Raw genomic sequence first — 24,868 nt, 5'->3', positions numbered from 1 at the left:
CAAAAATACAGCTTCAAAAAATATCTGCCGGGGCAGACGTAGAGCGCAGATCGGGGCAGGATGGAACCATGAGTGAGGCTCTTTCCGCAATTCCCGCAGACATCACCTGCGGTCTGCCCGAAACGCAACTGGCCATCCGGCGCGCCGTTCTCGGCCTGTGCCGGACGATGAACTGGGCGGCCATCAATGAATTTTCCCTTCCCGCCGCAGGCCGTCGCGCAGACGTGATGGCGCTTCTGCCCGACCACTCCCTGACCTGCATCGAGATCAAGTCCGGCCTGCGTGATTTTCAGACCGATCAGAAATGGCCCGAATACCGCGACTGGTCCGACCGTCTGTTTTTCGCTGTGGATGATGCTTTTCCCGTGGCGCTTATCCCCCCGGACGTGGGTCTGATCGTCGTCAGCGTCAGCGCCGTCCCCCCTGCCCTGCGCGACGGCGTTCTGGCAGAATGCACGATCATCCGCGAACCCGCGCTCCACAGACTCGCTCCTGCCCGGAGGCGGACGCTGCTGCATCTGTTCGCGACAACAGCCGCCAGCCGTCTCATGAGCCTTGAAGACCCCGCCATCACCTCATCCCTCCGCGCCGCACGACGCGCTGAATAGGACTGTTCCATGACCTTTGATCCGATTGCCGTCCGCCTAGAAGCCGCCCGCAGCGTCGTCCGCGACGCAGCTCAGCTGGCCCTCTCCCTGCGCCCGGCCCCCGGTGGCCCGAGCGGAACTCTCAAGGGACGGCAGGACTATCTGACCGAAGCGGACGGCGCCGTCGAAGCCCTCGTCAGCCGCCGCATTCAGGAGCTTTTCCCCGAAGACGGTTTTCAGGGCGAAGAAAACGGCGCCACCCGCCAGGGCCGCTTCCGCTGGGTCGTGGACCCGATCGACGGCACATCGAACTACGCCCGTGGCCGGGACCGCTGGTGTGTCTCCCTCGGCCTTCTGGAAGGCGACGAACCTGTTGCGGGTGTGATTGAAGCCCCGGCGCTGGGTGAAGTCTTCACGGCCAGCAAAGGCAAGGGCGCGTTCCTGAACGGCAAGTCCATCAAGGCGTCTCCCATCACCAACACGCAGGAGGCCATGATCGAAATGGGCTGGTCCTCCCGCGTTCCTGCCGAAACTTTCAACGAAAAGATCGCAGCCATCATGGCGCTGGGTGCCATGCCGCGCTCTGGCGGGTCCGGCGCGCTGGCTCTGGCGGATGTGGCATGCGGTCGCTCCGACGGCTATCTGGAAATTGTCATCCAGCTCTGGGATGTGGCCGCCGCACTGGCTATTCTCGCGGAGTCCGGCGCGGCCGTCTCGCCCTTCCTCCAGACTGGCGGCCTGACGGGCGGGGCGACAATCCTTGCAGCCGCACCCGGCGTGGCACACGCTCTTTCAGCCGCCGTTGACGTGGAAATCTGACATCTCCCTCCCCCCGCACTCGTGATTTGGCCGTATTTGGCGCATAGTGCGGGAAACATCTTTTCGATGACTGCAGAAGGTATCTTCCATGACCCTGTCCGGTCTCCTGCGTACCACCACGCTCGTCGCTTCGGGCTGCATTGCCCTGTCGGCCTGCTCCGACGCACCCCAGACCACTGCCAGCCAGCAGCAGCTTATCGTTGATCGCGCGACACTGGCTGTTCAGGATCTCTTCGCGGGGACCACCCCCCAGTCGCGCTCGCAGAAACTCCTCGCGGAAGCGAAGGCCGTCATGGTCTGCCCGTCCGTGCTGAACATGTCATTCGGGATCGGCGGCTCCGGCGGTCGCTGCCTGCTGCTCAGCCGCGATGCCCGCGGGTCCTGGTCCGATCCGGCTTTCTATCGCCTGAGCACGGCGTCGCTGGGATTACAGGTCGGCGTCCAGAGCGCTGAAACCATCCTGTTCATCATGTCCCAGCGCGGCATTCAGGCCATTCTGGACAGCCAGTTCAAGTTTGATGCCTCCGCCTCCGCCTCCTTCGCCAGCATTGGCACGGGTCTGGAAAACAGTACGGCCGGCGCGCACAACACCGACATTTACGCTGCCCAGAAAAACGAGGGGCTCTACGCCGGTGCGGCTCTGGGTGGCTCGAAACTGACCGTCGATAGCGGTGCAAACCGCGCCTATTACAACCAGACGGTCGGTCCCGAGGACATCGTCGTGACGATGCGCGTCAACAACCCGTCTGCCGACCCGCTACGCCGCGCCCTGATGTCGGTCGCCCAGACTCCGGCAGCTTCCACGGTCTCGTCCCGTGTGACGCAGGCAGCCACTACAGCCCGTAACACGGCCGCGCAGGACGTTGTGGGCAACAGCCCCTATCCCACGACCTATGATGCCTCCCGCCCCTATTCGGCGCAGGCCGCAGGTGTCCAGAGCCAGAGCCTTGCCCCGCTGAAGCACTGATACGCCGTCCCGTCCTCTTGTATGGAGGGCGGGACTTCAGTCCGGGTTCTGCGGTGTCGCAGTCAGATGTGCGCGATAGGCGCGGATATTTTTATCCTGATCGGCAAGGGTCTCGGCGAAATTATGCCCGCCCGATCCTGTCGCCACGAAATACAGCATTTTGCCATCAGCCGGGTGCGCCGCCGCATCCAGAGAACTCTGCCCGGGTGAGCAGATGGGTCCAGGGGGCAATCCGGCCTGAAGATAGGTATTATACGGCCCCGGCGTTTGCAGGTCCTCATGCGTCAGAGGCGCATCAAGCGTTCCCACACCGTTGCTGAGCCCGTAGATCACGCTGGGGTCCGTCTGCAGCCGCATTCCCAGCTTCAGACGGTTCAGGAACACACGCGCCACCATGGGCCGCTCGGACGGTACTGCCGTCTCACGCTCGATCAGGGATGCCAGAACCAGCAACTCCTGCGGAGACTGGATCAGTCCGTCCAGAGCCTCGACATTGCGCCCGTCCCACGCTACGGCCAGCCTGGTCGCCATCATTTTCTGCAATTTTTCGGCCAAGGCCTGACGCGACATGCCCCAGACATAGGAGACAGTTTGCGGAAAAACCGTCCCTTCCGCCAATGCCGGCAGATCACCACTCAGGGCCGGGGCCTTGTCCAGAATAGCTGTAATTTTAAGCGCCGTCAGTCCCTCAGGCACTGTTACCTGGTGGGAAACAGGCTTGCCGTGACGCAGGATCTCAAGAACATGCGCGACCGAGACGCGAGAGGGAAACTGGAGTTCCGCCGCATGAATCTGGCCGTTGCGATGTGTCAGGAAAGCGGCAATCCGGAAAAAAGTACCGGAGGCCCAGGTCGGGGAAAGAATCCCATCATCCTGAAGGGCTTTTGTCACACGGGCATTGTTGCCGTGCGGGATAACGAAAGTCTTTTGGTCCTGTAGCGGACCGGGATCGGTGTAATGACCATATCCCGCGACCAGTCCGGCCACGAGAAGCAGCGGCGCTCCGAAGAGCGCCAGCTTGCGGCCAGCCTTTGGAGGAAGAACGAGCTTCCGCGGTTCCTCGCCGTCAGACTGACCTTCAGACATGGGAAACGAACCCTTCCTCAGTCCTTGAAGCGCTTGAGGATGATGCTCGCATTCGTCCCGCCAAAGCCGAAGCTGTTGGACAGGGCGACGTCGATCCTGCGCTGCTGGGCGACATGCGCCACACGGTCGATCACGCTTTCACGCGCGGGGTTGTCCAGGTTCAACGTGGGCGGCACGACGCCGTCACGGATGGCCTGAAGGCAGAAAATCGCCTCAACCGCACCGGCCGCCCCCAGAAGATGGCCAATGGCCGACTTCGTGGAGGACATGACCAGACGCTTGGCGTCTTCGCCAAAGAAGCGCTCGACCGCATCCAGCTCAAGGTCATCCGCCATCGTGGAGGTACCGTGGGCGTTGACGTAGTCAATATCGGCCGTGGTCAGGCCACCGCTGTTGCGCAGCGCGGCCTTCATGGCACGGAACGCACCTTCATGGCCTTCAGCCGGAGCCGTGATGTGATGGGCATCACCGGACATGCCGTAGCCGCCGATTTCACCATAGATCTTCGCGCCACGGCGTTTGGCATGCTCAAGTTCCTCAAGCACGACTACACCGGCACCCTCACCCATGATGAAGCCGTCGCGGTCCTTGTCCCAGGGCCGCGAGGCCTTGGTCGGATCATCGTTCGAAGCGGTGGACAGCGCACGTGCCGAGCAGAACCCGGCAATGCCGAGCGAGCAGATCGCAGCTTCCGCACCGCCGGCAATCATGACATCCGCATCACCATACTGGATGAGACGCGAGGCGTCGCCGATGGCGTGAACGCCCGTCGCGCAGGCCGTCACGACCGCATGGTTCGGTCCCTTGAAGCCGTAACGGATCGAAAGATGACCGGAAATCAGATTGATCAGGGCCGAGGGAATAAAGAACGGCGACAGACGGCGGGCCTTGCCGCTCGAAACCGTCAGGGAGCCGTCATAAATTGTCTGAAGACCGCCGATCCCCGAGCCGATCATCACGCCCGTGGCGCAGCGATCGTCTTCGTCCTCAGGCTTCCAGCCTGAATCCTCGACAGCCTGAATGGCTGCGGCAAGGCCCAGATGGATGAAGCGATCCATCTTCTTCTGGTCCTTGACCGGCACCCAGTCGGACAACGTGAGACCACCCTCCGCCGTCGGGCCATCCGGAACCTGTCCGGCGACCTGGGCAGGAAGTTCGGAGGGATCGAAATGCGTGATCCGGCCAATGCCGGACTGTCCTTCGATCAGCCGCTTCCAGGTCAGTTCCGCGCCCACAGCCAGTGGGCTGACAACACCGATACCGGTTACGACGACACGCCGCCCGTTAGTTGCAGTCCCGCTCATCGATGCCTCTTGTCTCACGTTATGTCCGGGTCTTGCAGCCGGGCCTCATGACAGGACCCGGCTGGTCTTCCACCCCTGAACGGGGTGGGAATCCGGGACCGGAAAACCGGCCCCGGTCAGCTTGAGGACTGGCCTCAGGCTGCTTTCTGCTTTTCGATGTAGTCGATGGCATCCTTGACGGTTGCGATCTTCTCGGCTGCATCTTCCGGGATCTCGACGGAGAAGGCTTCTTCGAAAGCCATGACCAGCTCGACCGTGTCGAGGCTGTCTGCGCCCAGATCGTCGATGAACGACGCGTCCGGCGTTACCTTGCTTTCGTCCACACCGAGGTGCTCGACAACGATCTTCTTTACCTTGTCAGCAATGTCGCTCATCTGTTCGTTCCTTATGCCCATCCGGGACCCTGTTGCCCGTCCGGTGCGTTACATCAAAACTCGTACTGCCGCCTGCCAGTCCGGAAGCCCAGTGGTTCCTCCAGAGCAGGGCCGCCCCCGTTGAAGGGGAGGCGTTGCCACCGGAAGAACCGGACATCAGCCTTCAGCAGGCCGGGCAAAGCAGCGCGCGATTAGCATGCTTTAACCAAAAAGGCCAAGCATTCACACCATCGCCATGCCACCATTGACATGCAGGGTCGTACCCGTGACCCATGCTGCCTCTTCGGAAGCCAGATATACCACTGCGGACGCCACGTCACCAGTATTCCCCATCCGACCGAGCGGAATGGAGCCAACCAGCTTTTCGCGGACCGCTTCCGGCAGCACATCCGTCATCGGCGTTTCGATGAAACCGGGTGCCACGACATTAACCGTCACACCACGCGGACCGGCTTCCTGCGCCAGAGATTTGCTCATGCCCACGATACCAGCCTTGGCGGCGGCGTAGTTGGCCTGACCGGCATTACCCGTCGTTCCCACCACGGAGGCGATCGAGATGATCCGCCCCGCACGACGGCGCAGCATGCCCTTGAGCGCAGCGCGGGCCAGACGGAACGGGCTTTCCAGATCGACGGTCAGAACCTGCGACCAGTCGCTGTCCTTCATGCGGATGGCCAGCGTATCGCGCGTCAGACCGGCATTGTTGACCAGAATGTCCAGCGGAGCGCCCGCAGCGGCTTCGGCCTTGGCCACGAGACCGTCGGCCTCGGCGGGATCGGACAGGTTGGCGACGGCGATATGGGCGCGCTCGCCCAGGCTGTCGGCCAGTTCCTGAAGGGCCGCTTCGCGCGTGCCGCTGAGCACGACCGTCGCGCCCTGCGCGTGAAGCTGGCGGGCGATCGCGGTACCAATGCCGCCTGATGCGCCCGTTACGAGGGCCGTCTTGCCGGTAAGAGAGAACATGATCGGTTGTCCTTAAAGGGTCTTGAGCAGGGCTTCGATTTCGGCAGGCGTTCCGGCATTGCTTGTGGCCAACTCGGGAGCAATACGACGTGCCAGACCGCACAGGACCTTGCCCGCACCAAGCTCGTGCATGTTCGTGACACCCATTGCCACCATCGCCTGCACGCTCTCGCGCCAGCGCACGGTGCCCGTCACCTGCTTCACAAGAAGTTCGCGAATGGTTGCCGGATCGGTCACCTTGGCTGCCGTGACATTGGCAATGACGGGAACGGACGGTGCGTTCAGTGTCGCGGTCGCCAGTGCATCTTCCATCTCGCGTGCGGCAGGCGCCATCAGCGACGAATGGAAAGGTGCGGACACCGGCAGCTTCACGGCGCGCTTGATGCCATGCTCCTTGGCCACGGTAATGGCGCGGTCGATTGCGCTCATCACGCCGGACACAACGATCTGCCCACCGCCATTGTCGTTGGCGATTTCCAGCGTCTCGCCTTGGGAGGCTTCATCGCAGATCGCACGGGCCTGAGACGCATCCACACCCAGAAGAGCCGCCATACCGCCCTCCCCGGCCGGAACGGCGCGCTGCATGGCCTGCCCACGCAGACGCAGCAGACGCGCACCTTCCGCAATCCCAAGCGTGCCAGCAGCGGCCAGCGCGGAATACTCACCCAGCGAATGCCCAGCCAGCAGAGCCGCCTTGTCCGCCAGTTTGAAGCCGCCTTCGCTTTCCAGAGCACGCACGGCAGCCAGCGAGACCGCGAAGAGAGCGGGCTGGGCGTTTTCGGTCCGTGTCAGTTCATCCGCATCACCAGCGAACATCAGGCGCGACAGATGATCGCCAAGCGCCTCATCCACTTCCTGAAAAACGGCGCGCGAGGATGCAAAAGCCTCGTGAAGGGCCTGTCCCATCCCGACGGACTGGCTCCCCTGTCCCGGAAAGACGAACGCGTGAACCGACATGGATCCCCCTGCTGGCAGTGAATTTAAGGTTCCGCGTGATGCGTCCTCACGATCCATCTGTCAAATCCCGCATCAGTTTTTACGCTTGAGCGTGAAAAATTCATCAGTCGGAATCTTCACGCGGATCATGGAAAACGGCCTGTCGGAGCGAAACACGGTTCCGTCCTGATAATCCTGCGGGCGGAGAATGAATGTATAGGGCACGACACCCTGATTATCGACCAGAAGCCTCGGCGTTCCGTTTTCCACGGCTTCAAAACGCGCTCCGGGGGCGACATCAACCTTCAACCGGTGCGCATCAGGCGCCAGAAAGGCGAGAATCACGCCAAAAAAATCGCGGATTGCGGCATTGATCTGGCCAAGCCACCCCGCAGCCTCTTCTTTCGTAAAAGACGGCGCCGGGAGAGGATCGACCTCGATCGCCAGCTCAAGCTGGACCTTCCGGTTGGACGGCAAGGTCAGCAGAACCGGAGGATTTTCCGCCAGAAGGGCCTCTGAACGCGGGAAGTGCATCTCCCGGTCCTGACCAGTGAAAAGCGGAATATCGCCCTCTTTGGCATGCAGCACGACCCGCGCTTCGGACGGCACGGCATGGTCGGGCAAAATATCCCCCAGAAAGTGCAGAGACAGATTTTTCCCCGCCTTCTCCGGCAGGCGGTCAAACCGGTCATAGACTCGGTAAATACCCTTGTAGCTCCCGACACGCATGGCGTGCTGGCCGGTAACGGTGACAGTTTCTTCCGGTTCGGCAGAAACGCTGGGAAAAGGTGCGGCCAGAAGAACTGCGAGCAATCCCATGCTGATGCCAGTTTTTTTCAAGCCCCTTCCCTCCCGCTCTGTCAGATCTTCATGACAAACGATGACTATCCGATCTTCTGCATCACAATCAGGACCTGTGGCAACCGGACGGGATTGTCCATGTATTCGATCAGGCGGAACAGTCCGCCCCATGCCTTGATGATGTAATTTCGCGGAATGATTGCCTCGCCATAATGCGACTGGGGCTGAGGCGGTTTCGAGGACGCCGCGTGAAGGAAGCGCCCGGCCTCGAATTCCGCATTCGCACGCGCTTCATCCGTGAAACTGTCGGCACAGGCCTCATGCCAGGGATGCTCCAGGCGGATGCCGGAGGCGCGTTTAAGCCTCTGTTCGGCGCAGAAGGCGATGAAACGGCGGCTCTGCGTTGTCATGACAAGAATCCCGTCTGGTCTGAGCAGACGGTGAAACTCCCTGATCCAGTGCCCCGCAAGGAACTCGTCGAGATGCGAAAACACCGACCATGACGTAATCAGGTCAAAGCTTTCCGACGTCAGAAGCATGGGCGGCACGAGATCGCAGCCCAGAAAATTCAGCGCGGGATTGCTGCGCCGCGCGGCCATGAGAAAACGGTCCGTGGTTTCCGCGCCATACAGGTTGGAAGGCCGGATATCCTTCATGAACAGCCGGGCAATGCGCCCCCAGCCACACCCAAAATCCAGCAGCCGCGTCTCGGGACGGACCGGACGCCCGGCATAGGCGCAGTACGCCTTGATTTCCCGGAAGAAGACGTGCGCCTCATGGACGGAAATTTCCCCATGATGTCCATGGATTTCCCGCTGAAGATCATCCGGCGGAAAGGTTGGCATCCTCACACCGTGAATTTCAGGAATACGGACGGACGACACCAGAACCTGAAGCCATTCCTCGTCGCTGATGCCGCCGAATGTCTCGAAGACGGCGCTAATGCTTTCAGAATGGCTCATTAATTCCCGCCGAAGCCGTGTCGTAACGTTTATTTAACGCATTCTTACAGTCCCGGAAATACATGACCAGAGCCGGTTCAGGAAAATCGCACCCCTGCTCCATCTCCAGTCTGCGTCGGCCCCGTCTGACACAATTCCGTGTAACTTTTGGAAAACAGGCGGTTTTTTGTGGAATCGCAAAAATAAAGAACGGATGGTTTGCGCCGTCATGGCATTCACATGCGGATGACGGACAATCGAAGGATCTTTTTTCAATGTCCCTTTCTGGAAAAGTAGCTGCCGTCACGGGTGCCGCCCAAGGTATCGGCAAGGCCATTGCACTTCGTCTGGCCAAGGATGGCGCGGACGTCATTCTGCTGGACGTCAAACAGGACATTCTCGCCCAGACCGCCAAGGAAGTTGAAGCGCTTGGACGTCGTGCAGTCGCGCTTACGGCCGATATCAGCAACCGCGACCAGTTCGCCACAACCCTGCGCGAAGCCGCGGAGACGCTGGGCGGGCTGGACATTATGGTCAACAACGCCGGAATCTGTCAGGTCAAACCGGTTCTGGAGATCGAGCCTGCGGAGATCGAAAAGATCTTCAGCATCAACGTGCAGGGCGTGTTGTGGGGCATTCAGGCCGCTGCGAAAATTTTCAAGGAAAAGGGCACGAAGGGCAAAATCATCAATGCCTGTTCGATTGCCGGACATGAAGGCTACCCGCTTCTGGGCGCCTATTCGGCAACAAAGTTCGCCGTCCGCGCCCTGACGCAGTCCGCTGCCAAGGAACTGGCTTCTTCGGGGATTACGGTCAATTCCTACTGCCCGGGCATTGTCGGAACCGATATGTGGGTCACGATCGACCAGCGCATGGCCGAGATTACCGGCACGGAAGTCGGCGCGACCTACAAGAAATATGTCGAGGGAATCGCTCTCGGACGGGTGGAGACCGCCGATGATGTCGCGGGTTTCGTCGCCTATCTCTCCAGCAGCGACGCCGATTACATGACCGGTCAGTCCGTCCTGATCGATGGTGGCCTCGTCTTCCGCTGAGGCCAGAAAAAAAGGGGGCCGGTTTCCCGCGCCCCCTGATGTATCAGCGCCCGATCAGACGGCCGCGCTGCCAGGCTTCAGCCGCGCCTTCAGGATCCTGCCCGTCAACGGAAATGACATAATCCAGGGCGCTCATGACCTTGTTGCCCAGCATCATTTCCGAAAGTTCATCCAGCAGATCGCTGTCTGCCTGACGTGCTACATCTTCACGCAAAATCATGCGGGCAGACATCTCGCCCCCCAGCAGACGCGACGGGTCTTCGAGCACGGTCAGCAGATCGGTATGGAACACCGCATGCGGCTGCGTTGCGACCACCAGCGGTTTCTCCCCGGCGTCGCGGGCTTTTTCAAGCCGCTCGATCAGAGCGCCCTCACCGATGGTTTCAATGGACAGGACCGAAAGCGCCGGAAGCTGCTTGAGCGCCTCTTCCAGAGCCTGACGGCTGTCATCGGTTACGATGATCCGGTCCACATCTGTTGCAGTCAGGGTCCCGACGGCGCCCAGAGACGTCAGGGCTGCAAAGCTGACGACAGGCTGATACAGATCACCCAGAACCCGGCGACCCGGCCCGGCAAGGTTTTCATCCCGTGGGAACCAGGCGGAGACGAGAAGATCGACTTCCCCCTGCTCCAGGGCCTCTTCGACGTCATCGGGGTCCAGATCGACGTACTCGACCTCGACCTCATAGGCCTCAAGCACGCGCGCGACCGCGCTGGCACATCCCGCATGCAACGAGGTGTACAGATGGCCGATCGTCATTTGTGTCATGAGAATGGGTCCGTCAGGCAGAAAATTGAAACGTGAGACCGTGATTAGGCCCCACGTTCCAGTTTGTCACGACCTTACCAGATCTTTACGCGCTGATCGGGTGCCAGATAGAGCTTCTGGCCGGGTTTTACATCGAACGCATCATACCAGGCATCAATGTTGTGAGCCGGAATGTTGACGCGGGTAACGGCCGGGGCATGTTCGTTCGAAAGCACCTGCTGACGCAGCGCATCAGGACGGTCCTTTTCACGCCAGACCTGAGCCCAGCCGAAGAAGACGCGCTGGTCACCCGTCAGACCATGCACGACCGGCGCGGGTTGACCGTGCAGCGAGTCATGATAGGCCTGAAGACCAAGATTCAGCCCGCCGGAATCCGCGATATTCTCGCCCATGGTCATCTTGCCGTTCACATACAGGCCCGGCAGGACTTCCTGCGCATCGTACTGCGCAGCCAGACGGTCGGCCAGCTTCTGGAACGCTTCCGTCGAAGCCTTGCTCCACCAGTCGCTCAGACGGCCATGTTCGTCATAATGACGTCCCTGATCGTCGAAGCCGTGGCTCATTTCGTGGCCGATCACGCCACCGATACCGCCATAATTGACGGCGGGATCACCCTTCGGGTCGAAGAACGGCGGCTGGAGAATGGCAGCCGGGAACACGATCTCGTTCATGGTCGGATCGTTGTAGGCGTTCACCGTCTGCGGCGTCATACCCCATTCGTCGCGGTCCACCGGCTTGTCGAGCTTGTCCAGATCGTGCTGCCAGCTGAACGCCGCACCGCGCACGGCATTGCCGTAGACGTCGCCCTTGCGGATGTCGAGCTTGCTGTAATCCCACCACTTCTTCGGATAACCGACCTGAATGGCGAAATGGTCGAGCTTGTTCAGAGCGGCCTTGCGGGTCGGCTCGTCCATCCAGCTGTTGTGTTCGAGACGATCATGGAAGGACGCCTTCACTTTCTGCACCAGATCCGTGATCTGCGCCTGTGCGGAAGGCGGGAAGTAGCGCGCGACATATTCGCGGCCCAGTGCCCAGCCCAGTGCACCGTTCGTCACGCGCACGGCCCGCTTCCAGCGCGGAGACTGCTGCGCCACGCCCGACAGCGTATGGCTGTTGAAGTCGAAGGACGCATCATAGAACGTGCTGGACAGATAACCGGCCGCATTGTCCCCGAGATGGAACGCCAGCCACGCGCGCAGCGTCGCAGGGTCCGCAGCCTTGAGAACTGCCGTCATCGCCTTGATACCGGCGGGCTCGCGCACGTCGATCTTGCGATTTTCCAGGCCCTCTGCGGGCAATCCGGCGCTGGTCAGGAACGTGACCCAGTCGAAATCAGGCGCAAGCTTCTGAAGCTCGGACACCGGCATCGGGTTGTAGATCTTGAGCGGATCACGGGTCTGGTCGCGCGGCACTTCAACCTTGGCCAGAGCCGTTTCGAGATCGACCACTGCCTGCGCGTTCTTCGCAGCATCCGGCCAGCCCTCAAGCGTCAGCATCTTGGCGACATAGGCCTGATAGGCCTTCTTCTTGTCCGCCAGCTTGGGATTTGTGTAGTAGCTCGTGTCCGGAAGACCCAGGCCGCCGCTCACACCGATGCTCATGCCCTGATCGAGCATCAGCATGTAGCGTTCCGGATCCTTCTGGTCCTGCTCCACACCGATCTGGAACGTGGAGAACATCATGGATTTCAGGGACGCACCGAACGCTGCGGCAAGAGACTTGCCATCATTCACGTTCCGAATCGTTTCAAGATCGGCTGCGAGCGGCTTGCCACCCAGACGATCCACAGCCTTCTGGTCCAGGAAGCTGGCGTAATAGGTGCCGATCTTGCCCATGTCGTCCGTGGGCTGCTGGGCAACCTTCTTCGCGGCCTCGTCCAGAATGGTCTTCTGACGCGACAGGGAGAGTTCATACAGGATACGGAACGGGCCGTAGCTGCTCATGTCTCCGGGGATCTTGAGGTTCTTGAGATAAGTGCCGTTGGCGTATTCGAAGAAATTGTTTCCCGGCTGAACGGCACGGTCCATTCCGGCTTCGTCAAAACCCCAGCCCGCGTTGTAACCGGCAGCCTGTGCGCCGGAGACCATCAGACCCGCGGCAAGAGCGACAAGGCTGGCACCATGTTTCAGAGTATGTCGCGACGTAAGGAATCGTTTCACAATGTACCTCATTCCAGAGTGGTGCCCCTAGAATGAGGTATAAAGTATCATTTCGTCAAAAGGACAAAATGCCCGCGCTGCGTTCAGTGGGCCTTGCGGGCTTTTTTGATCTTTGCGCCCGTGCCTTCCGGTGTCACGGCAGCTGCGACCGGGTAATCGAAGACGACAACTTTTTCGAGATACGGCCCGGCAAATTCCTTGAAGGCCTCATGGGCGGGATCAATGAACGCCACGTCTGTCACGACAGGTTTGCCGACGTAATAATTACGGTCTCCTTCGGAGCGGAACGTCACAAGAAATGCCTGCTGAAGGCCGGCATCCGCCCCTTCTCCACTGTTCTGGAAGCCGGTTTCGATGCTGGCGACAACCGGTTTGCCGTCCGCACGACGGCTGTCCTGCGCGAGATGCAGAAAACGTCCCGACACTTCGGCACGCTGTGCCGTTGTGGAATCCTTGGTGTAGCGGAACATCACCATGTGCCGGACGGGCCCGACATGCCAGTCCGGCGCGGTGAACTGCGCGTAACCGACCTGCTTGGCCAACTGTTGCGCGGACAGGGTGGCGGCGCTCACCGTATCGGTTTTGACCGGACCGGACGATGCGATCGGCAGGGAATAGGGATCCGCTTTCGCTGTCGGAAACTGATACAGCCCGGCGGCACAGAGGGACAGGGTTGCGCCGTAGACGGCACGACGGGAGAAAATGGCGGAAACGGTCATCGAAATCTCCGGACGCAGGCGAAAGAATCAGGTGCCTTTCATGGCACAGACGCCCGGTTTCGTCTTCTTTTTTCCAGTTTCCAGATGTTGCGTGGAAGTCCTCAGGCCTGAACCTGCCTTTTGAAGACTTTCCGGCGCCACTGGATCAACCGGTAGACCAGCGAAGATGCCAGCTTCTGCCAGCGCGAATGCGGCGTAAACCCGATCGTCTTGAAAATCATCGCCGTCACGCGGTCGATATGTTTGGGCTGATAGAAGCCCATCGCCTTGGACATATAGGCCGCAATGCAGCGCTGATGGTCATAAGCCATGCCTGGCGGCTCGTTGGTCGTGTGATAGGCCGAGGCCAGTTCGTCGTCCTCGCTCTCCGTCACACGACCCAGCGCAATGCGCGTCCGCGCCCAGACGCTTAGTTTCTCGCGCTTCAGATACCGGTGCATGTGATCGTAGAACAGCTTGAAATGCCGGTACTCGTCCGCTGCGATCTGCTTGCAGATGGCCTTGAGCAATGGCTCGTCCGTCGCGTCCGCGAGTGCCGTATAAAAGGACGACGTACCGGTTTCGACCATACAGCGCGCAATCAGCTCGCCCGTGCGGGAGCCGCGGATGGAAGCGTCCACATCGGCGTCGATCTTGTACGACGCGCGATAGCGGTCGAACGCCTTTTCATAGTTCCAGGACGGATCCGCCAGCATGGCCCAGCGGCCAAGAGCATCACCGTGCTGCACTTCCTCGACCGCCCAGTTCGCGGCAGCCGCGCTGAAATCCGGATCTCCGACGAAGACGCGACGCAGATATTCGGCATAGTCGAGACCGTTTTTTTCCACCACGGAAGCGGCCTTCACGAGGGGGATGATCTCGGGGTCCACGCGGGACGGATCAAAGGAGTTCCAGTCCATCTGATCAATATGCCAGTGTTTCATTCTGCAACCTCGTCCGTTTTCCGGCTCACCAATAGTGACGATCAGATGACACGGTGGGACAATTTTGGGTAGGTGTGATGCAGCAACCCTTGGAGATTGATCCGTGACGGCCACCCATACGCCCCACCCAGACGTCCGCCACGACTGGACCCGCGACGAAGTCGAAGCCCTTATCAGCCTGCCTTTCCCGGAGCTGATGTACCGTGCGCAGACCCTGCACCGTCGCTACTTCGACCCCACGAAAGTGCAGATTTCCACGCTTCTTTCGATCAAGACGGGCGGCTGCCCGGAAGACTGTGCCTATTGTCCGCAGAGCGCGCTTCACGAAAAAAGTGTCAAGGCCGAGCGCCTGATGGCCGTGGAATCCGTTCTGAAGGAAGCACGCGCTGCCAAGAAAGCCGGTGCGGGCCGATTCTGCATGGGAGCCGCCTGGCGCACGCCGAAGGATCATGACCTCGACACCGTCTGCGAGATGATCGAAGGCGTGAAGTCGCTGGGGCTGGAGACCTGCGTGACGCTCGGCATGCTCGATGCGCAGCAGACGGAGCGCCTGAAGACGGCGGGGCTGGATTATTACAACCACAATCTCGACACGTCCGAAGAGTTTTACGGCTCCATCATTTCCACCCGCACCTACCAGCAGCGTCTCGACACGCTTTCGAACGTGCGCGACGCAGGCATCAATGTCTGCTGCGGCGGAATCGTGGGCATGGGTGAAGACCTGTCCGACCGTGCCGGTCTGCTGATGACGCTCGCCAACCTGCCCAAGCACCCCGAGAGCGTGCCCATCAACCTGCTTGTCCGCGTTGAAGGCACCCCGCTGGGCGAGGCCGAAGCCGTCGATCCCATCACCTTCGTCCGCATCATTGCCACGGCGCGTATCATGATGCCGGAAAGTCATGTCCGCCTTGCCGCAGGGCGCGAAAACATGACCGACGAAGCCCATGCGCTGTGCTTCCTCGCGGGTGCGAACTCGATCTTCTGTGGCGAGAAGCTCCTGACCACGCCGAACCCGGCTGAACACCGCGACCGCCAACTCCTCTCCGCGCTCGGAATGTCACCCATGGTGCAGTCCGAAGCCGAGATGGGCACGATGCGTCCGGCCGTGACGGAAGAAGCCGTCTGCGAGATGGCCGCGTCCTGATCTCAGCCGCTGCACAAGAAGGGGAAGGACCTGAAAGGGTGCTTCCCCTTTTTTTATGCTTGGTCTTTGACGGCTTCTTCCCTAAACCCACGCCCTTTGCCCAAACTGGAAGAAAGCAGAACCAATGACGACGCCCGGACACAACCAGACCAAAATCCGCGTCGGCATTGATTTCGGCACCACCAACAGCGTGGTCGTGATTGCGGATGAAAACGGCAATACCCACCCTGCCCGCTTCGTCTTTACGGACCACGCCACCAGCGAAACCTGCCGCACCCTGCTTTGTCTGTGGATGGATCAGGACGGACGACGCCGCGTCATGAAAGACGCGATCGGGCTGGACGCCATCGAGGCTTATCTCGACGATCCGGCCGAGAGCCGTCTCATCATGTCCATGAAAACCTACCTTGCGCAGGGATCCTTTCGCGAAACGCGGGTTTTCAGCAGTGTCATGACGCTCGAAGCCCTGATCGCCCGTTTCCTCACGTCGCTGATGGACAAGGCCGGGCTGAACCCATCCGATGTGAGTGCCACGATCGGCCGCCCGGTGCGGTTTGCGGGCGAACTGGCCGATGATTCGCTCGGCGTTGCCCGTCTGCGCGAGAGCTTTCTGGAAGCAGGTTTCCCCGAACCGAATATCGTGCTCGAACCCGAGGGCGCGGGCTGGCGCTTCATGCAACGCCTCGACCGCCCGGCGACCGTTCTTGTTGGCGATTTCGGTGGCGGCACCAGCGATTTCTCGATCATGCGCTTTGACCCGCAGGCCCGTCAGCGCGTCACGACACTGGGCCATTCGGGCGTTGGTATCGCAGGCGACCAGTTCGACTACCGCATCATCAGTCATGCCGTTGCCCCGGCACTGGGCCGGGATGCGACCTATCGCGTCATGGGCGGACAGCCCCTGCCCGTCCCGGCCGAATGGTTCGCAAGCCTTGGCCGCTGGCATCGCCTGTCCCTGATGCGCACGCCTCAGACGCTGCGCGACATCGCAGACGTCGCCAAGACATCCTCCGAGCCGGAAAAGCTGCGGAGCCTGTTGCGACTGATCGAGGATCAGGAAGGCCAGAATCTTTATCGTGCGGTTGGCCAGGCCAAAAGCGACCTGTCGCGTCAGGACAGTACCGTCCTGCGCTTCGTCCATCGCGATCTGAAAATCGAAGAGACCATCACCCGTGCCGATTTCGAAAGCTGGATCGCCCCCGACCTGGAACGTCTGGACGACGCCATCGAAGATGCCATGCGCCAGACCGGTCTGGGACCAGACGATATCGACCGGGTCTTCCTGACCGGGGGCACCTCTTTCGTCCCCGCGGTCCGCAACCTGTTCGACCGGCGTTTCGGTGCGGAACGCGTGGATGGAGGGTCGGAGTTCGTGTCCGTTGCCGAAGGGCTGGCTCTGATTGAACGTGAGCGCCACCTGAGCTGAACCTGCCTCTATACAGTCAAAAGATACCCCTGTCCGGGACGATACAAAATAGACCCGGAATCAGTACAATATATTGTACTTTTTTATTTAGTGAAGAAAGTTCCGGATTATGTGATTGGGAATTTTCTTCATTACGGATTTTATCTTTCCTTGGAGAACCAGAAACGCACCATGGGAGTCCCTGAGCGTTCTGCTTTCACAGACCAGATTTACAGTCATGCATCATGCAGTCCATGATCGCAGGAAAGAAAAGCAGACATGTCTCGCCCGCGTTTTTTGAAAATACTCCTGCAGATCAATATCCTTTCAGTATTCACCACACTTCCACTAACCGTTCATGCACAGGGCACGGCGCCAGTGCTTCAGCAGGCTCCGCACCAGCCAATGGTACGCCTGCTGCCGTCAACCTCAGCCGGCGTTTCGCATCCGGCCAGCGCAGCACAGCACACAGCCACCGGAAAGTCTCATCCGGCCGCCCCTTCCGCCGATCATCTGGGTGCGATCTTCGATACGGAAAGTATTTCCTCACTCCTCAACCGCAACAACGATGCCTTGCGCCGCAGCGACCTGACGGCCGGCTATTACGTTCCGGCCGAAGCTTTCGGCCATCTCGTGCCCCAGCTTTCGCCTTACCGGAACTGGCTGACGGAGCGCGGTTTCAGCTTTGAATTCTCCTATAAGGGAGAGTCGATGGCGAATGTCGGGGGCGGCATCAGCAAGGGGATGTCCTACGCCCATGAACTCACCTTCAACACGCGCTGGGATCTCGGGCGACTGCTGGGGCTGGATGGCTGGATCCTGCACGCCGTAATGATGGAACGTGCGGGCCGTCAGATCTCCTACGACCATGTCGGGGAGCATCGCATCCTGCTGAGCGAAGTCTACAGCCTTTCGGGCCATGCCGCCGCGCATCTGGCGGATATCTATGTTGAGAAGTCGTTCTTCAACAATCGCGTCAACATCAATATCGGTCGCATCACGCTGACGCATACCTATGCGACGTCGGTGCTACTCTGCACGTTCATGGTGCAGTGTTCCGCGCCGCCTGCAATCAAGGCCGATGAAGGCTGGAGCGTCTATCCGAAAGCCACATGGGGCGGCACACTGCGAATCAAACCCACCCGCGACCTGACGTTGCGCACCGGCGTCTACAAGGTCGGCCCGTTGACGGAAAATCCGAGCGGCTGGGCCTGGGGCAGTGAAACCTCCACAGGCGTCATGCTTCCCATCGAGCTGACCTGGGAGCCCTTTATCGGTAAAGATAATCTGCCAGGTCATTACAAACTTGGCTTCGGACACGACACCTCCCCCTATGCCGACCGTCTGGGGACAATTCCGGCAATGTTCGCGCATGACGTATTTCACGATGCCAACAAACCCCGGGATACATTTTATATCGAGGCCGACCAGATGGTTTATCGCAAGGGCGGCCAGCATCAGATGGCGGGCGGATACGTTCTTGCGGGCTATGTGCACAATACGCCCAGCGTCTCGACATTCTCCGATCAGGTCTATGTTGGGGCGTCGCTTCTGGGCATTATTCCACGCAGACCGTTCGACCGTTTCGGCGTGATGTATTCCTACTACCAGATGAGCCCCGCCATTACGCTGGGGCAGCGCCTGAGACAGCTTGCAGGCATGTCCATGGGCGCGTTCGTCAACGGACCGCAGACCCATTCCGCCATTCTGGAAGCCTATTACGGTATTCCCATCCATCCCGGTCTCGTGGTGCAGCCTGAGTTCGAATACATGATGCGCCCCGGCGAAACGTCCATCATTCCAAATGCAACACTGATCGGACTCAAGGTTCTTGGAAACCTGTAAGAATAAATCACGGATAACCGATCCGTTACTTGTGATTTAACAGGAACGTTATCTCCGGATGCCGGAATTACCCGTTCGTGATTTTAGTATAAATATTTATTTACATAACCTCACAGCAGACAAGGATCGCTGACAGAGGATTTTCCAAATGAAAACGTTGCTCGCTTCTTTTCTGGTTCTCGGGTTTCTGGGTGGAACGGCACTCGCACAGGCCCCCAAGGTCGAAAACGCTGCCATCACCGCCCCTTCAGACGGAAAAGCTCCAGTCACACAAATTGCAGACACCAGAAACAGCGAGACCTGCACTCAGGTCTGGGTCAACACGGTGACCCATGTCTATCATGTACAGGGCAGCTTCTGGTACGGCGCCACGGCCCACGGAACCTATATGTGCGAAGACGACGCCAAGCGGGCCGGCAATACCCGCGGCCAGTTCTGAGCGTTCAGGGGGTTTCTGCCGAACCACTCTCTTCCGCCTTCTTGGCCTCCACCTGCTGGCTGGCGCTTTCCTGCTGCCGCAGGGCTGCGGCCTGACGCGGATGGCCCGCGGCCTCTGCAGCATCGGCTGCCAGCGTGAGCGCACGACGCATCCCGCGATAATCCAGAGCATCCCGACGGCTTTTCACGACCGAGAGTGCTCCGTCAGAGGCGAGTTCGGGCTGGTCTTGCAACAGCTCCAGACGGGCAAGGAGTTCCTGCCGGTCAACGCTCGCGCCATTTTCATGAAAAGCCGCCAGATCGTTTACGCGTTGCGCCAGAACAGCGTCCCGCTTCTGATCTGCGGCAATCAGGCCGGACAGATACAGAGCTCTTTCGCGAATGCCCATATCAGGGGATTGCAACGCGCGATCCACGGCCTGTGACGCGAACATCATGTCATGCAGTCTGTACAGGGCAGCCGCACGGATCACCGCCAGATCAGACGTATCAGAGACATTGCGCAGGCTTAGCGCGGTCTCGGTTTCGCCAAGGCTCTGGAGGGCCTTCCGGGGCTTGTCCTGTACCAGGAGCACCGTCGCGAGATTGAAGCCGGCTTCATGAATGGCGACGGCATCGTCCCGCATCAACGCACGGTCCATGGCCATCCGGTACTGTGCCTCGGCCTGAGACGCCTGACCGATACCGTAGACGGTCTTTCCCGTATCCATGGCGTCCTCATAAGGCTGATCGGGCTTTGAGCCTTTTGTGGCATTGGAAGAAGAGCAACCGTCCAGCGTCAGGACGATCAGAGCCGTACAGGCCAGAAGACCGCGCTTCATGGGCGCACTGCCTGTGCCGGAAGACGATGGGAAGGCTCCTGCTTCGCCCCCCCGCCGCCCAGCAGCCACAGGCCCCGGAGCTGATCCGTCAGCTTGCGCAGACTGCTCGCGCTCGCTTCGGCCTGCGCCAGCAGGGCCGGAAGCTGGGCGGTCGCGGTGTTGGCATGTCCTATGGTCTGCTGGATCTGGGGCATGCTCTGACGCAGACCCGCAGTCGCGGCCCGCGCGTTGTCCATCGTTCCATCCACCTTGGTCATGACTCCCCCGACCTGTTTTTCAATGGGCTTCAGATCCGCAATGACGGTATCGAGATGTGCCAAGGCCGCATTGGCTTTGTCCAGAACGTCATCTTTCACCAGCAGGCCGCCGATCGTGCCCTGCCCCTTGCGCATATCGGTCATCATGTCGTTCACCTGCGCCGTGATGAGCTGGACGTTATTCATCGCCGGCACCAGCTTGCTGCGCAGATCCATGACGGTCTGGGTAATCACATCTGCCGGGTTCGCCTCTACCGTGGCCTGAAGGACCGCATAGTCCCAGTCCAGCGGCTTGCCCTTACCCCGCCCGAGTTCGATGTAACTCGCCCCCGCCACGATCAGGCGATGGCGGATGACGGCCGTACTGTCCTGACGGATGAAATTTGCGAATTGCGGGTCCAGGTCCCCTTCCGCATACATGCGCCCCGTTTCATTAAGCTTGAGGCGCCGGATTTCACCGGCATGGACGCCCATGACTTCGATGTCGTTGCCGATCGCAAGCCCTGCCACGCCGCTTTCGGGCAGAATGAAATGCAGCTTCTTTTCTGGTGTCAGCCACTGACGCAGGAATCCGGCCTCCACGACCGCAACCGCGAACATGACGATCGCAGCAAGGACAAGCAGCCCGACCCATTCATCCGCATAGCGGTTCTGAAAGAGCGGGCGGGCGGTCTCGGTCTGGCGCAGGCGGAACATCAGGAACCTCGCATCGAAAACAGTCCATCATCGTACAGTCTCAGGCGGATCGTGGCATCGGACGCATAATCCCCCCACCCGCTTTCATCCGGAGCCATCCACACCACCGCGCAGCCACGGTCCCGCAGATCGGTCACAAGAGACAGAAACGCATTCATCAGGCTGGCGGAAACCCCTTCCATCGGGTGTTCCAGCAGCAGGAGCGCCGGTTCCCCCAGCATGGCCCGCACACAGGCCGCGCGCTGCCGGTCCATCGCCGACAGGCGTCCCGGTGGCACCACCGGCAGGCCCGGCAGACCCAGCGTGACCGCCAGATGCACGGCCTGTGCCTGAAGTTTTTCAATGGGCGTGCGAGTGTGATGAAGCTGCGGCCACAGGATATTCATATGCGTCCCATACAGGTCCACCCAGCCTCCCGTAACCACGATCCGTCCGATCCGTCCCCGCAATGCGTTGGCGCGCCGCTCGTCCAGATCGGCCCAGTCCATGCCCATGCAACGCACATGACCGTCGTCGAGCGGAATAAGACCCACGCACATATCGGCGAACAGTGCCGCCTGCCCCATGTCCCGACACTCGATCAGCGCGCACTCGCCGGGGTTGAGACGCAGATTATAGCGGCTCGACACCAAGCCGCTCTCATCAAACCGTGGACGCGCGTCCACTAATTCGAGCCGGGCTTCCAGCGCATCGGACAGGACGTCGTCGTTTTCAGCCATCGAAACACACGCTGAAAACGACATTGATGACCATGATCGACAGCATTCCGCGCGCAAACCCGCGCGGAAGCATGCTTGCCAGATCGTCTTCGGTGGTCACATCCATGCCCGAGAGGCATGAACAGACGCCCACCGCATAGCCGCTGAAAACGAACTTCGCCGGAATCACGAAATAGTCGATCGGTTTTACGCTCCCCGCGACCTGATCCATGAACGCCCAGATCGGCATCGTGATCGCATCTTCCACGCGGCAGACTGCATAACCCACGACAAGCGCGGTCAGGCTGAAGATGATGCCCAGCGTAAAGCCGCTGATCGTCATGGCGAGACTGCGCGGCACAAGAAACGAAATAAAAGGATCGACCCCCATTCCGGTCATGGCGCGCATCTGACCGCCAGTCGTGAGGGTTCCGAGTTCGGTCAGCATCAGCATCCCCGAACGCCCTAGCAGGATAACGCCCACCAGAACCGGCGCGATTTCACGCACCAGCACAGTGGACAGGATGGACCCCGTCATCTGTGCCATGCCTGCAAAGCCGAGCCAGTAGACAGTCTGCGCCACGATTCCGAAACCTGTCAGCGCCGCCGTCACCAGAGTACTCAGCAGGCCTCCGCCCACAGCCTGATGCAGGGATGCCCAGAATTCGATCCGCACCGTCCGCCGCCATGTCGTCAGGCGGGTCGCTTCGCGCATGATTCCCCAGCCGGCCCCGATCATCATCAGCGTGAAACGCATCTGCGTGCGGGAAAAATATCCCAGATGGACCAGCATGGTCCGGACCATCGTGATCCGGTCGAGATTGCGCAGTCCTTTCATCGGCGGCCAGCCAGAATGAAGCTGCGGGTAATGCCGCTATTGGGAAGATAGAACATCCCGCGGGCCCGGAAGAGAAAATGCTCCCGCAGGATCAGATAGGCCTGTTCGGACACCTGGATCGTCCCGGCATCCGGTGCGCTCCCGGTCAGGAGTTCGGCCCCATTGAGCGCATCGCCCCAGATGTTGAAGACGGAGGGCGCCTCTCCCAGTTCGGAGGCCATGACAGATCCCACATCCATCCCGATCCGGAACACGGGGTCCAGATCCGCAGCCGCCAGAGACGACAGGCAAGCCTCACGGATCGACACCGCCGCATCCGCAAGACGCACGGCGGCAGACGGGTCCGGCGTCTGCGAGCAGCCGCCCACGAGAACGAGCCTGTTGCTTACCACCTGCACGGAGAACAGCCCGCTGTCGCGGGCGATTTTCTGGATTTCAATACTGAGCGTGCGGATAACGGTCATGGCGCGCGTGATGCTGTCGCGATCCGGCGCGTAAGGGTCCACGAAGGAAATGACCATGACCGGAACCTGCGGGTAGAACCCGGCCGCAACCGGCTCTTCCGCCATGGGCGACGGCTCCAGTAGGAAGCCTTCGCCAAAACGCGTCTCGTATTTCTCGGCCGCGACCGCAAAGCCGGACGTGCCGTCGGCCGCCGCATCGAAAGGTTTGGCAAAGCGCAGGGCGACCACGGAGCCGACAATGGCAATGATATGCTCCATCGTCTCCGGCTGCCCCGGATCTTCCAGAACAATGGCGCCGACCGTCCGGTGAGCATTGCGGACCGGCTGGAACAGCAGCGTGCTGGCGCCCACGGCCCGCATGATAACGCGCTGGAAGTTCTGCGTCCGCTCGTCCTGCGAGGCATCCGCGATCGACAGTGTATGTCCTTCGTCCAGAGCCTCGAACAGCTTGCCGTTTTCGCGGCGGCTGATTTCGATGCCCGTGCTGTGAACATCGCGCGATGGATCGAACGCATCCTCACACAACAGACGGTCGCCATCCGGCAGCAGCCGCCACAGGCTGGCGCGACGCGCGCTGGTCCGCGCGGTCAGGGCTTCCGTCAGGATCGGCACTTCATGAGCGGGATCGAACAGATCCGGCGTGCTGGCGATTTCCAGTAGTGAGGCATTTTCCGCCCTGATCTGCTCCCGGCCCCGCTGGATCCGCTTTCGCAGACGCTCCACATGCCGCCCCTGCGCCACCAGCGCAAACGCCAGAACGGAAGCCAGCAGGACGATCAGCAGTGAAAACCCGATATTCTGTCGCCGCGCCGTCTGCGCGAAATCGGCGAAATCACTTTCGGGTGCATTCAGCAGCAGAACCCACTGCCGGTGTACGAACGGCAGTTCAGAGGCAATCGTAACGTAGTTCTTCCCCCGCGCATGCACCACGCCCGTTCCCGGCCCTTCGATGCGATACCGGTTGAGCGCCTGCGTGAAGACCGGCTGTGTCTTGGGATCAAGGAAGACATTCCCCGGATCGAAAGTCTTGGGGTCCTGTCCGGGGGCCAGATTATGCCCGGCGATGATCCGGCCATGCATGTCCACGATCACGGCCTGCCCGCTGCGCCCGACCTGAAGCTTGTTCAGAAACGACGTGAGCTGATTCAGCGAGACATTGATTGCAAAGACCGATTTGTGCCCGTCATGCCCGTCATAGGCGAGCGACGCCGTAATGATGAACTGACGCGTGGAAACAAAGGCGTAAGGATCCGTCCAGTGAAGCTGACGGCCCGGATCGTTCTGATGCTTGACGGCCTTGGCGAACCATGGACGCACCACGACATTGTAGCCGTCAGCCGGGTCCGCCGCCTCTCCCGTAATATTGCCGTCACGATCCGTATAGACGTGGTGATAGACCTGTTTGCCATCGTCGGTCTGGAAATGGGTCTGCTCGAAACCGTCCTTTCCATGCCGCGTGATCATCCAGAACTGCCCCTGATCGTTCGCAATATAGAAGCTGTCCACCTGAGGCGCATGGGCCAGAATAGAGCGTCCGTAGAGCATGAACGTAGAAGGGGTAGTATTCGTCAGCGGATCGCGGAACATATCCCGCGCGATCATGGCGCCGACGGAGGCCGGAGCCAGATAGTCGCTCACTTCCTGCGTCACATAGCGCTGCTGGCTGCGCAGAAGATCGTTGGACAGCGCAATCGCGCCCCTGCGGGTCGTCTGGTAATTGTGAAGACTGATGCCCGTGATCGCGGCAATGACCAGCAGAACGCCCACGAACGGCCCCAGGATCTGAAAGATCCGGCGACGATCACTGGCGGGGCTCTGCGTCGGGTCCACGATTTCTGCGGCTGACAAGGTCTTTCCTC

The 24,868-nt window shown here is 60.4% G+C and carries 24 protein-coding genes; 8 read left to right on the top strand and 16 right to left on the bottom strand.

What is annotated here, in order from left to right; translation table 11 throughout:
- Window positions 1-68 precede the first annotated feature (68 nt).
- The 3 genes from A0U94_RS04365 to A0U94_RS04355 all read left to right on the top strand — a co-directional run bounded on the left by A0U94_RS04365 (window position 69) and on the right by A0U94_RS04355 (window position 2,373).
- Complete coding sequence (locus A0U94_RS04365; RefSeq protein WP_062030210.1) at window positions 69-608, top strand: MmcB family DNA repair protein; 540 nt, start codon at window positions 69-71, stop codon at window positions 606-608.
- Window positions 609-617: 9 nt separating this feature from the next.
- Complete coding sequence (locus A0U94_RS04360; RefSeq protein ID WP_077802553.1) at window positions 618-1,406, top strand: inositol monophosphatase family protein; 789 nt, start codon at window positions 618-620, stop codon at window positions 1,404-1,406.
- Window positions 1,407-1,494: 88 nt separating this feature from the next.
- Window positions 1,495-2,373: a lipid-binding SYLF domain-containing protein gene (locus tag A0U94_RS04355; RefSeq protein ID WP_062030214.1), complete on the top strand. Its 879-nt coding sequence runs from the start codon at window positions 1,495-1,497 to the stop codon at window positions 2,371-2,373.
- Between the two features lie 36 nt (window positions 2,374-2,409).
- Here the strand turns inward: A0U94_RS04355 and mltG are convergent, their stop codons facing one another.
- The 7 genes from mltG to A0U94_RS04320 form a co-directional block, all read right to left on the bottom strand.
- Window positions 2,410-3,459 carry an endolytic transglycosylase MltG gene (gene mltG / locus A0U94_RS04350; RefSeq protein ID WP_077802552.1) on the bottom strand — a complete coding sequence of 350 codons (1,050 nt, stop codon included), beginning with the start codon at window positions 3,457-3,459 and terminating at the stop codon, window positions 2,410-2,412.
- 17 nt (window positions 3,460-3,476) lie between these two features.
- Window positions 3,477-4,763, bottom strand: a complete 1,287-nt coding sequence (fabF, locus tag A0U94_RS04345) for a beta-ketoacyl-ACP synthase II (RefSeq protein WP_062030218.1) — start codon at window positions 4,761-4,763, stop codon at window positions 3,477-3,479.
- 134 nt (window positions 4,764-4,897) lie between these two features.
- Window positions 4,898-5,137, bottom strand: coding sequence for an acyl carrier protein (locus A0U94_RS04340; protein ID WP_011253554.1), 240 nt, complete (start codon window positions 5,135-5,137; stop codon window positions 4,898-4,900).
- 222 nt (window positions 5,138-5,359) lie between these two features.
- Window positions 5,360-6,100, bottom strand: a complete 741-nt coding sequence (fabG, locus tag A0U94_RS04335) for a 3-oxoacyl-[acyl-carrier-protein] reductase (RefSeq protein ID WP_077802551.1) — start codon at window positions 6,098-6,100, stop codon at window positions 5,360-5,362.
- Window positions 6,101-6,112: 12 nt separating this feature from the next.
- Window positions 6,113-7,057 carry an ACP S-malonyltransferase gene (gene fabD / locus A0U94_RS04330; RefSeq protein WP_077802550.1) on the bottom strand — a complete coding sequence of 315 codons (945 nt, stop codon included), beginning with the start codon at window positions 7,055-7,057 and terminating at the stop codon, window positions 6,113-6,115.
- A 72-nt stretch (window positions 7,058-7,129) separates the two neighbouring features.
- Window positions 7,130-7,876: a hypothetical protein gene (locus tag A0U94_RS04325; RefSeq protein ID WP_077802549.1), complete on the bottom strand. Its 747-nt coding sequence runs from the start codon at window positions 7,874-7,876 to the stop codon at window positions 7,130-7,132.
- Window positions 7,877-7,920: 44 nt separating this feature from the next.
- Window positions 7,921-8,799 (bottom strand): class I SAM-dependent methyltransferase, encoded by an 879-nt coding sequence (locus tag A0U94_RS04320; RefSeq protein WP_077802548.1) that lies wholly within the window; start codon window positions 8,797-8,799, stop codon window positions 7,921-7,923.
- 254 nt (window positions 8,800-9,053) lie between these two features.
- Here A0U94_RS04320 and A0U94_RS04315 point away from each other — a divergent pair, with 254 nt between their 5' ends.
- A complete protein-coding gene (locus A0U94_RS04315; RefSeq protein ID WP_062030228.1) occupies window positions 9,054-9,833 on the top strand; it encodes an acetoin reductase in 780 nt (259 codons plus the stop codon).
- A 43-nt stretch (window positions 9,834-9,876) separates the two neighbouring features.
- Here A0U94_RS04315 and A0U94_RS04310 read toward each other — a convergent pair whose 3' ends face one another.
- The 4 genes from A0U94_RS04310 to A0U94_RS04295 form a co-directional block, all read right to left on the bottom strand.
- Entirely contained in the window at window positions 9,877-10,602 is a 726-nt protein-coding gene (locus tag A0U94_RS04310) for a glycine betaine ABC transporter substrate-binding protein (RefSeq protein WP_062110344.1), read from the bottom strand.
- A gap of 74 nt (window positions 10,603-10,676) precedes the next feature.
- Window positions 10,677-12,773 carry a M13 family metallopeptidase gene (locus tag A0U94_RS04305; RefSeq protein WP_062110345.1) on the bottom strand — a complete coding sequence of 699 codons (2,097 nt, stop codon included), beginning with the start codon at window positions 12,771-12,773 and terminating at the stop codon, window positions 10,677-10,679.
- Between the two features lie 71 nt (window positions 12,774-12,844).
- Window positions 12,845-13,480: a Dabb family protein gene (locus A0U94_RS04300; RefSeq protein ID WP_062110347.1), complete on the bottom strand. Its 636-nt coding sequence runs from the start codon at window positions 13,478-13,480 to the stop codon at window positions 12,845-12,847.
- 101 nt (window positions 13,481-13,581) lie between these two features.
- On the bottom strand, window positions 13,582-14,403 hold the full coding sequence (locus tag A0U94_RS04295) for an acyl-ACP desaturase (protein WP_077802547.1): 822 nt from the start codon (window positions 14,401-14,403) through the stop codon (window positions 13,582-13,584).
- 103 nt (window positions 14,404-14,506) lie between these two features.
- Here A0U94_RS04295 and bioB point away from each other — a divergent pair, with 103 nt between their 5' ends.
- The 4 genes from bioB to A0U94_RS04275 all read left to right on the top strand — a co-directional run bounded on the left by bioB (window position 14,507) and on the right by A0U94_RS04275 (window position 19,236).
- Window positions 14,507-15,547, top strand: a complete 1,041-nt coding sequence (gene bioB, locus A0U94_RS04290; protein WP_062110351.1) for a biotin synthase BioB — start codon at window positions 14,507-14,509, stop codon at window positions 15,545-15,547.
- 124 nt (window positions 15,548-15,671) lie between these two features.
- A complete protein-coding gene (locus A0U94_RS04285; protein WP_077802546.1) occupies window positions 15,672-16,973 on the top strand; it encodes an Hsp70 family protein in 1,302 nt (433 codons plus the stop codon).
- 258 nt (window positions 16,974-17,231) lie between these two features.
- Window positions 17,232-18,797 (top strand): carbohydrate porin, encoded by a 1,566-nt coding sequence (locus A0U94_RS04280; protein ID WP_231878151.1) that lies wholly within the window; start codon window positions 17,232-17,234, stop codon window positions 18,795-18,797.
- A 148-nt stretch (window positions 18,798-18,945) separates the two neighbouring features.
- A complete protein-coding gene (locus A0U94_RS04275) occupies window positions 18,946-19,236 on the top strand; it encodes a hypothetical protein (RefSeq protein WP_077802545.1) in 291 nt (96 codons plus the stop codon).
- Window positions 19,237-19,240: 4 nt separating this feature from the next.
- Here the strand turns inward: A0U94_RS04275 and A0U94_RS04270 are convergent, their stop codons facing one another.
- The 5 genes from A0U94_RS04270 to A0U94_RS04250 are packed head-to-tail and all read right to left on the bottom strand — an operon-like array spanning window position 19,241 to window position 24,857.
- A complete protein-coding gene (locus A0U94_RS04270) occupies window positions 19,241-20,056 on the bottom strand; it encodes a tetratricopeptide repeat protein (RefSeq protein ID WP_077802544.1) in 816 nt (271 codons plus the stop codon).
- The gene (locus tag A0U94_RS04265; RefSeq protein ID WP_062030242.1) at window positions 20,053-21,009 is read right to left on the bottom strand and encodes an MlaD family protein; all 957 of its coding nucleotides are present in this window, start codon (window positions 21,007-21,009) and stop codon (window positions 20,053-20,055) included. The genes A0U94_RS04270 and A0U94_RS04265 overlap by 4 nt, the downstream gene beginning before the upstream one ends.
- The gene (locus A0U94_RS04260; protein ID WP_062110360.1) at window positions 21,009-21,728 is read right to left on the bottom strand and encodes a P-loop NTPase family protein; all 720 of its coding nucleotides are present in this window, start codon (window positions 21,726-21,728) and stop codon (window positions 21,009-21,011) included. Before A0U94_RS04260 ends, A0U94_RS04265 begins: the two co-directional genes overlap by 1 nt.
- A complete protein-coding gene (locus A0U94_RS04255) occupies window positions 21,721-22,545 on the bottom strand; it encodes an MlaE family ABC transporter permease (RefSeq protein WP_062030244.1) in 825 nt (274 codons plus the stop codon). Before A0U94_RS04255 ends, A0U94_RS04260 begins: the two co-directional genes overlap by 8 nt.
- A complete protein-coding gene (locus A0U94_RS04250) occupies window positions 22,542-24,857 on the bottom strand; it encodes a cache domain-containing protein (protein ID WP_077802543.1) in 2,316 nt (771 codons plus the stop codon). The genes A0U94_RS04255 and A0U94_RS04250 overlap by 4 nt, the downstream gene beginning before the upstream one ends.
- Window positions 24,858-24,868 lie beyond the last annotated feature (11 nt).

It is taken from the genome of Gluconobacter albidus, assembly GCF_002005485.1.
Classification (GTDB): domain Bacteria; phylum Pseudomonadota; class Alphaproteobacteria; order Acetobacterales; family Acetobacteraceae; genus Gluconobacter; species Gluconobacter albidus.
This window is presented reverse-complemented; position numbering and strand designations above follow the sequence as displayed.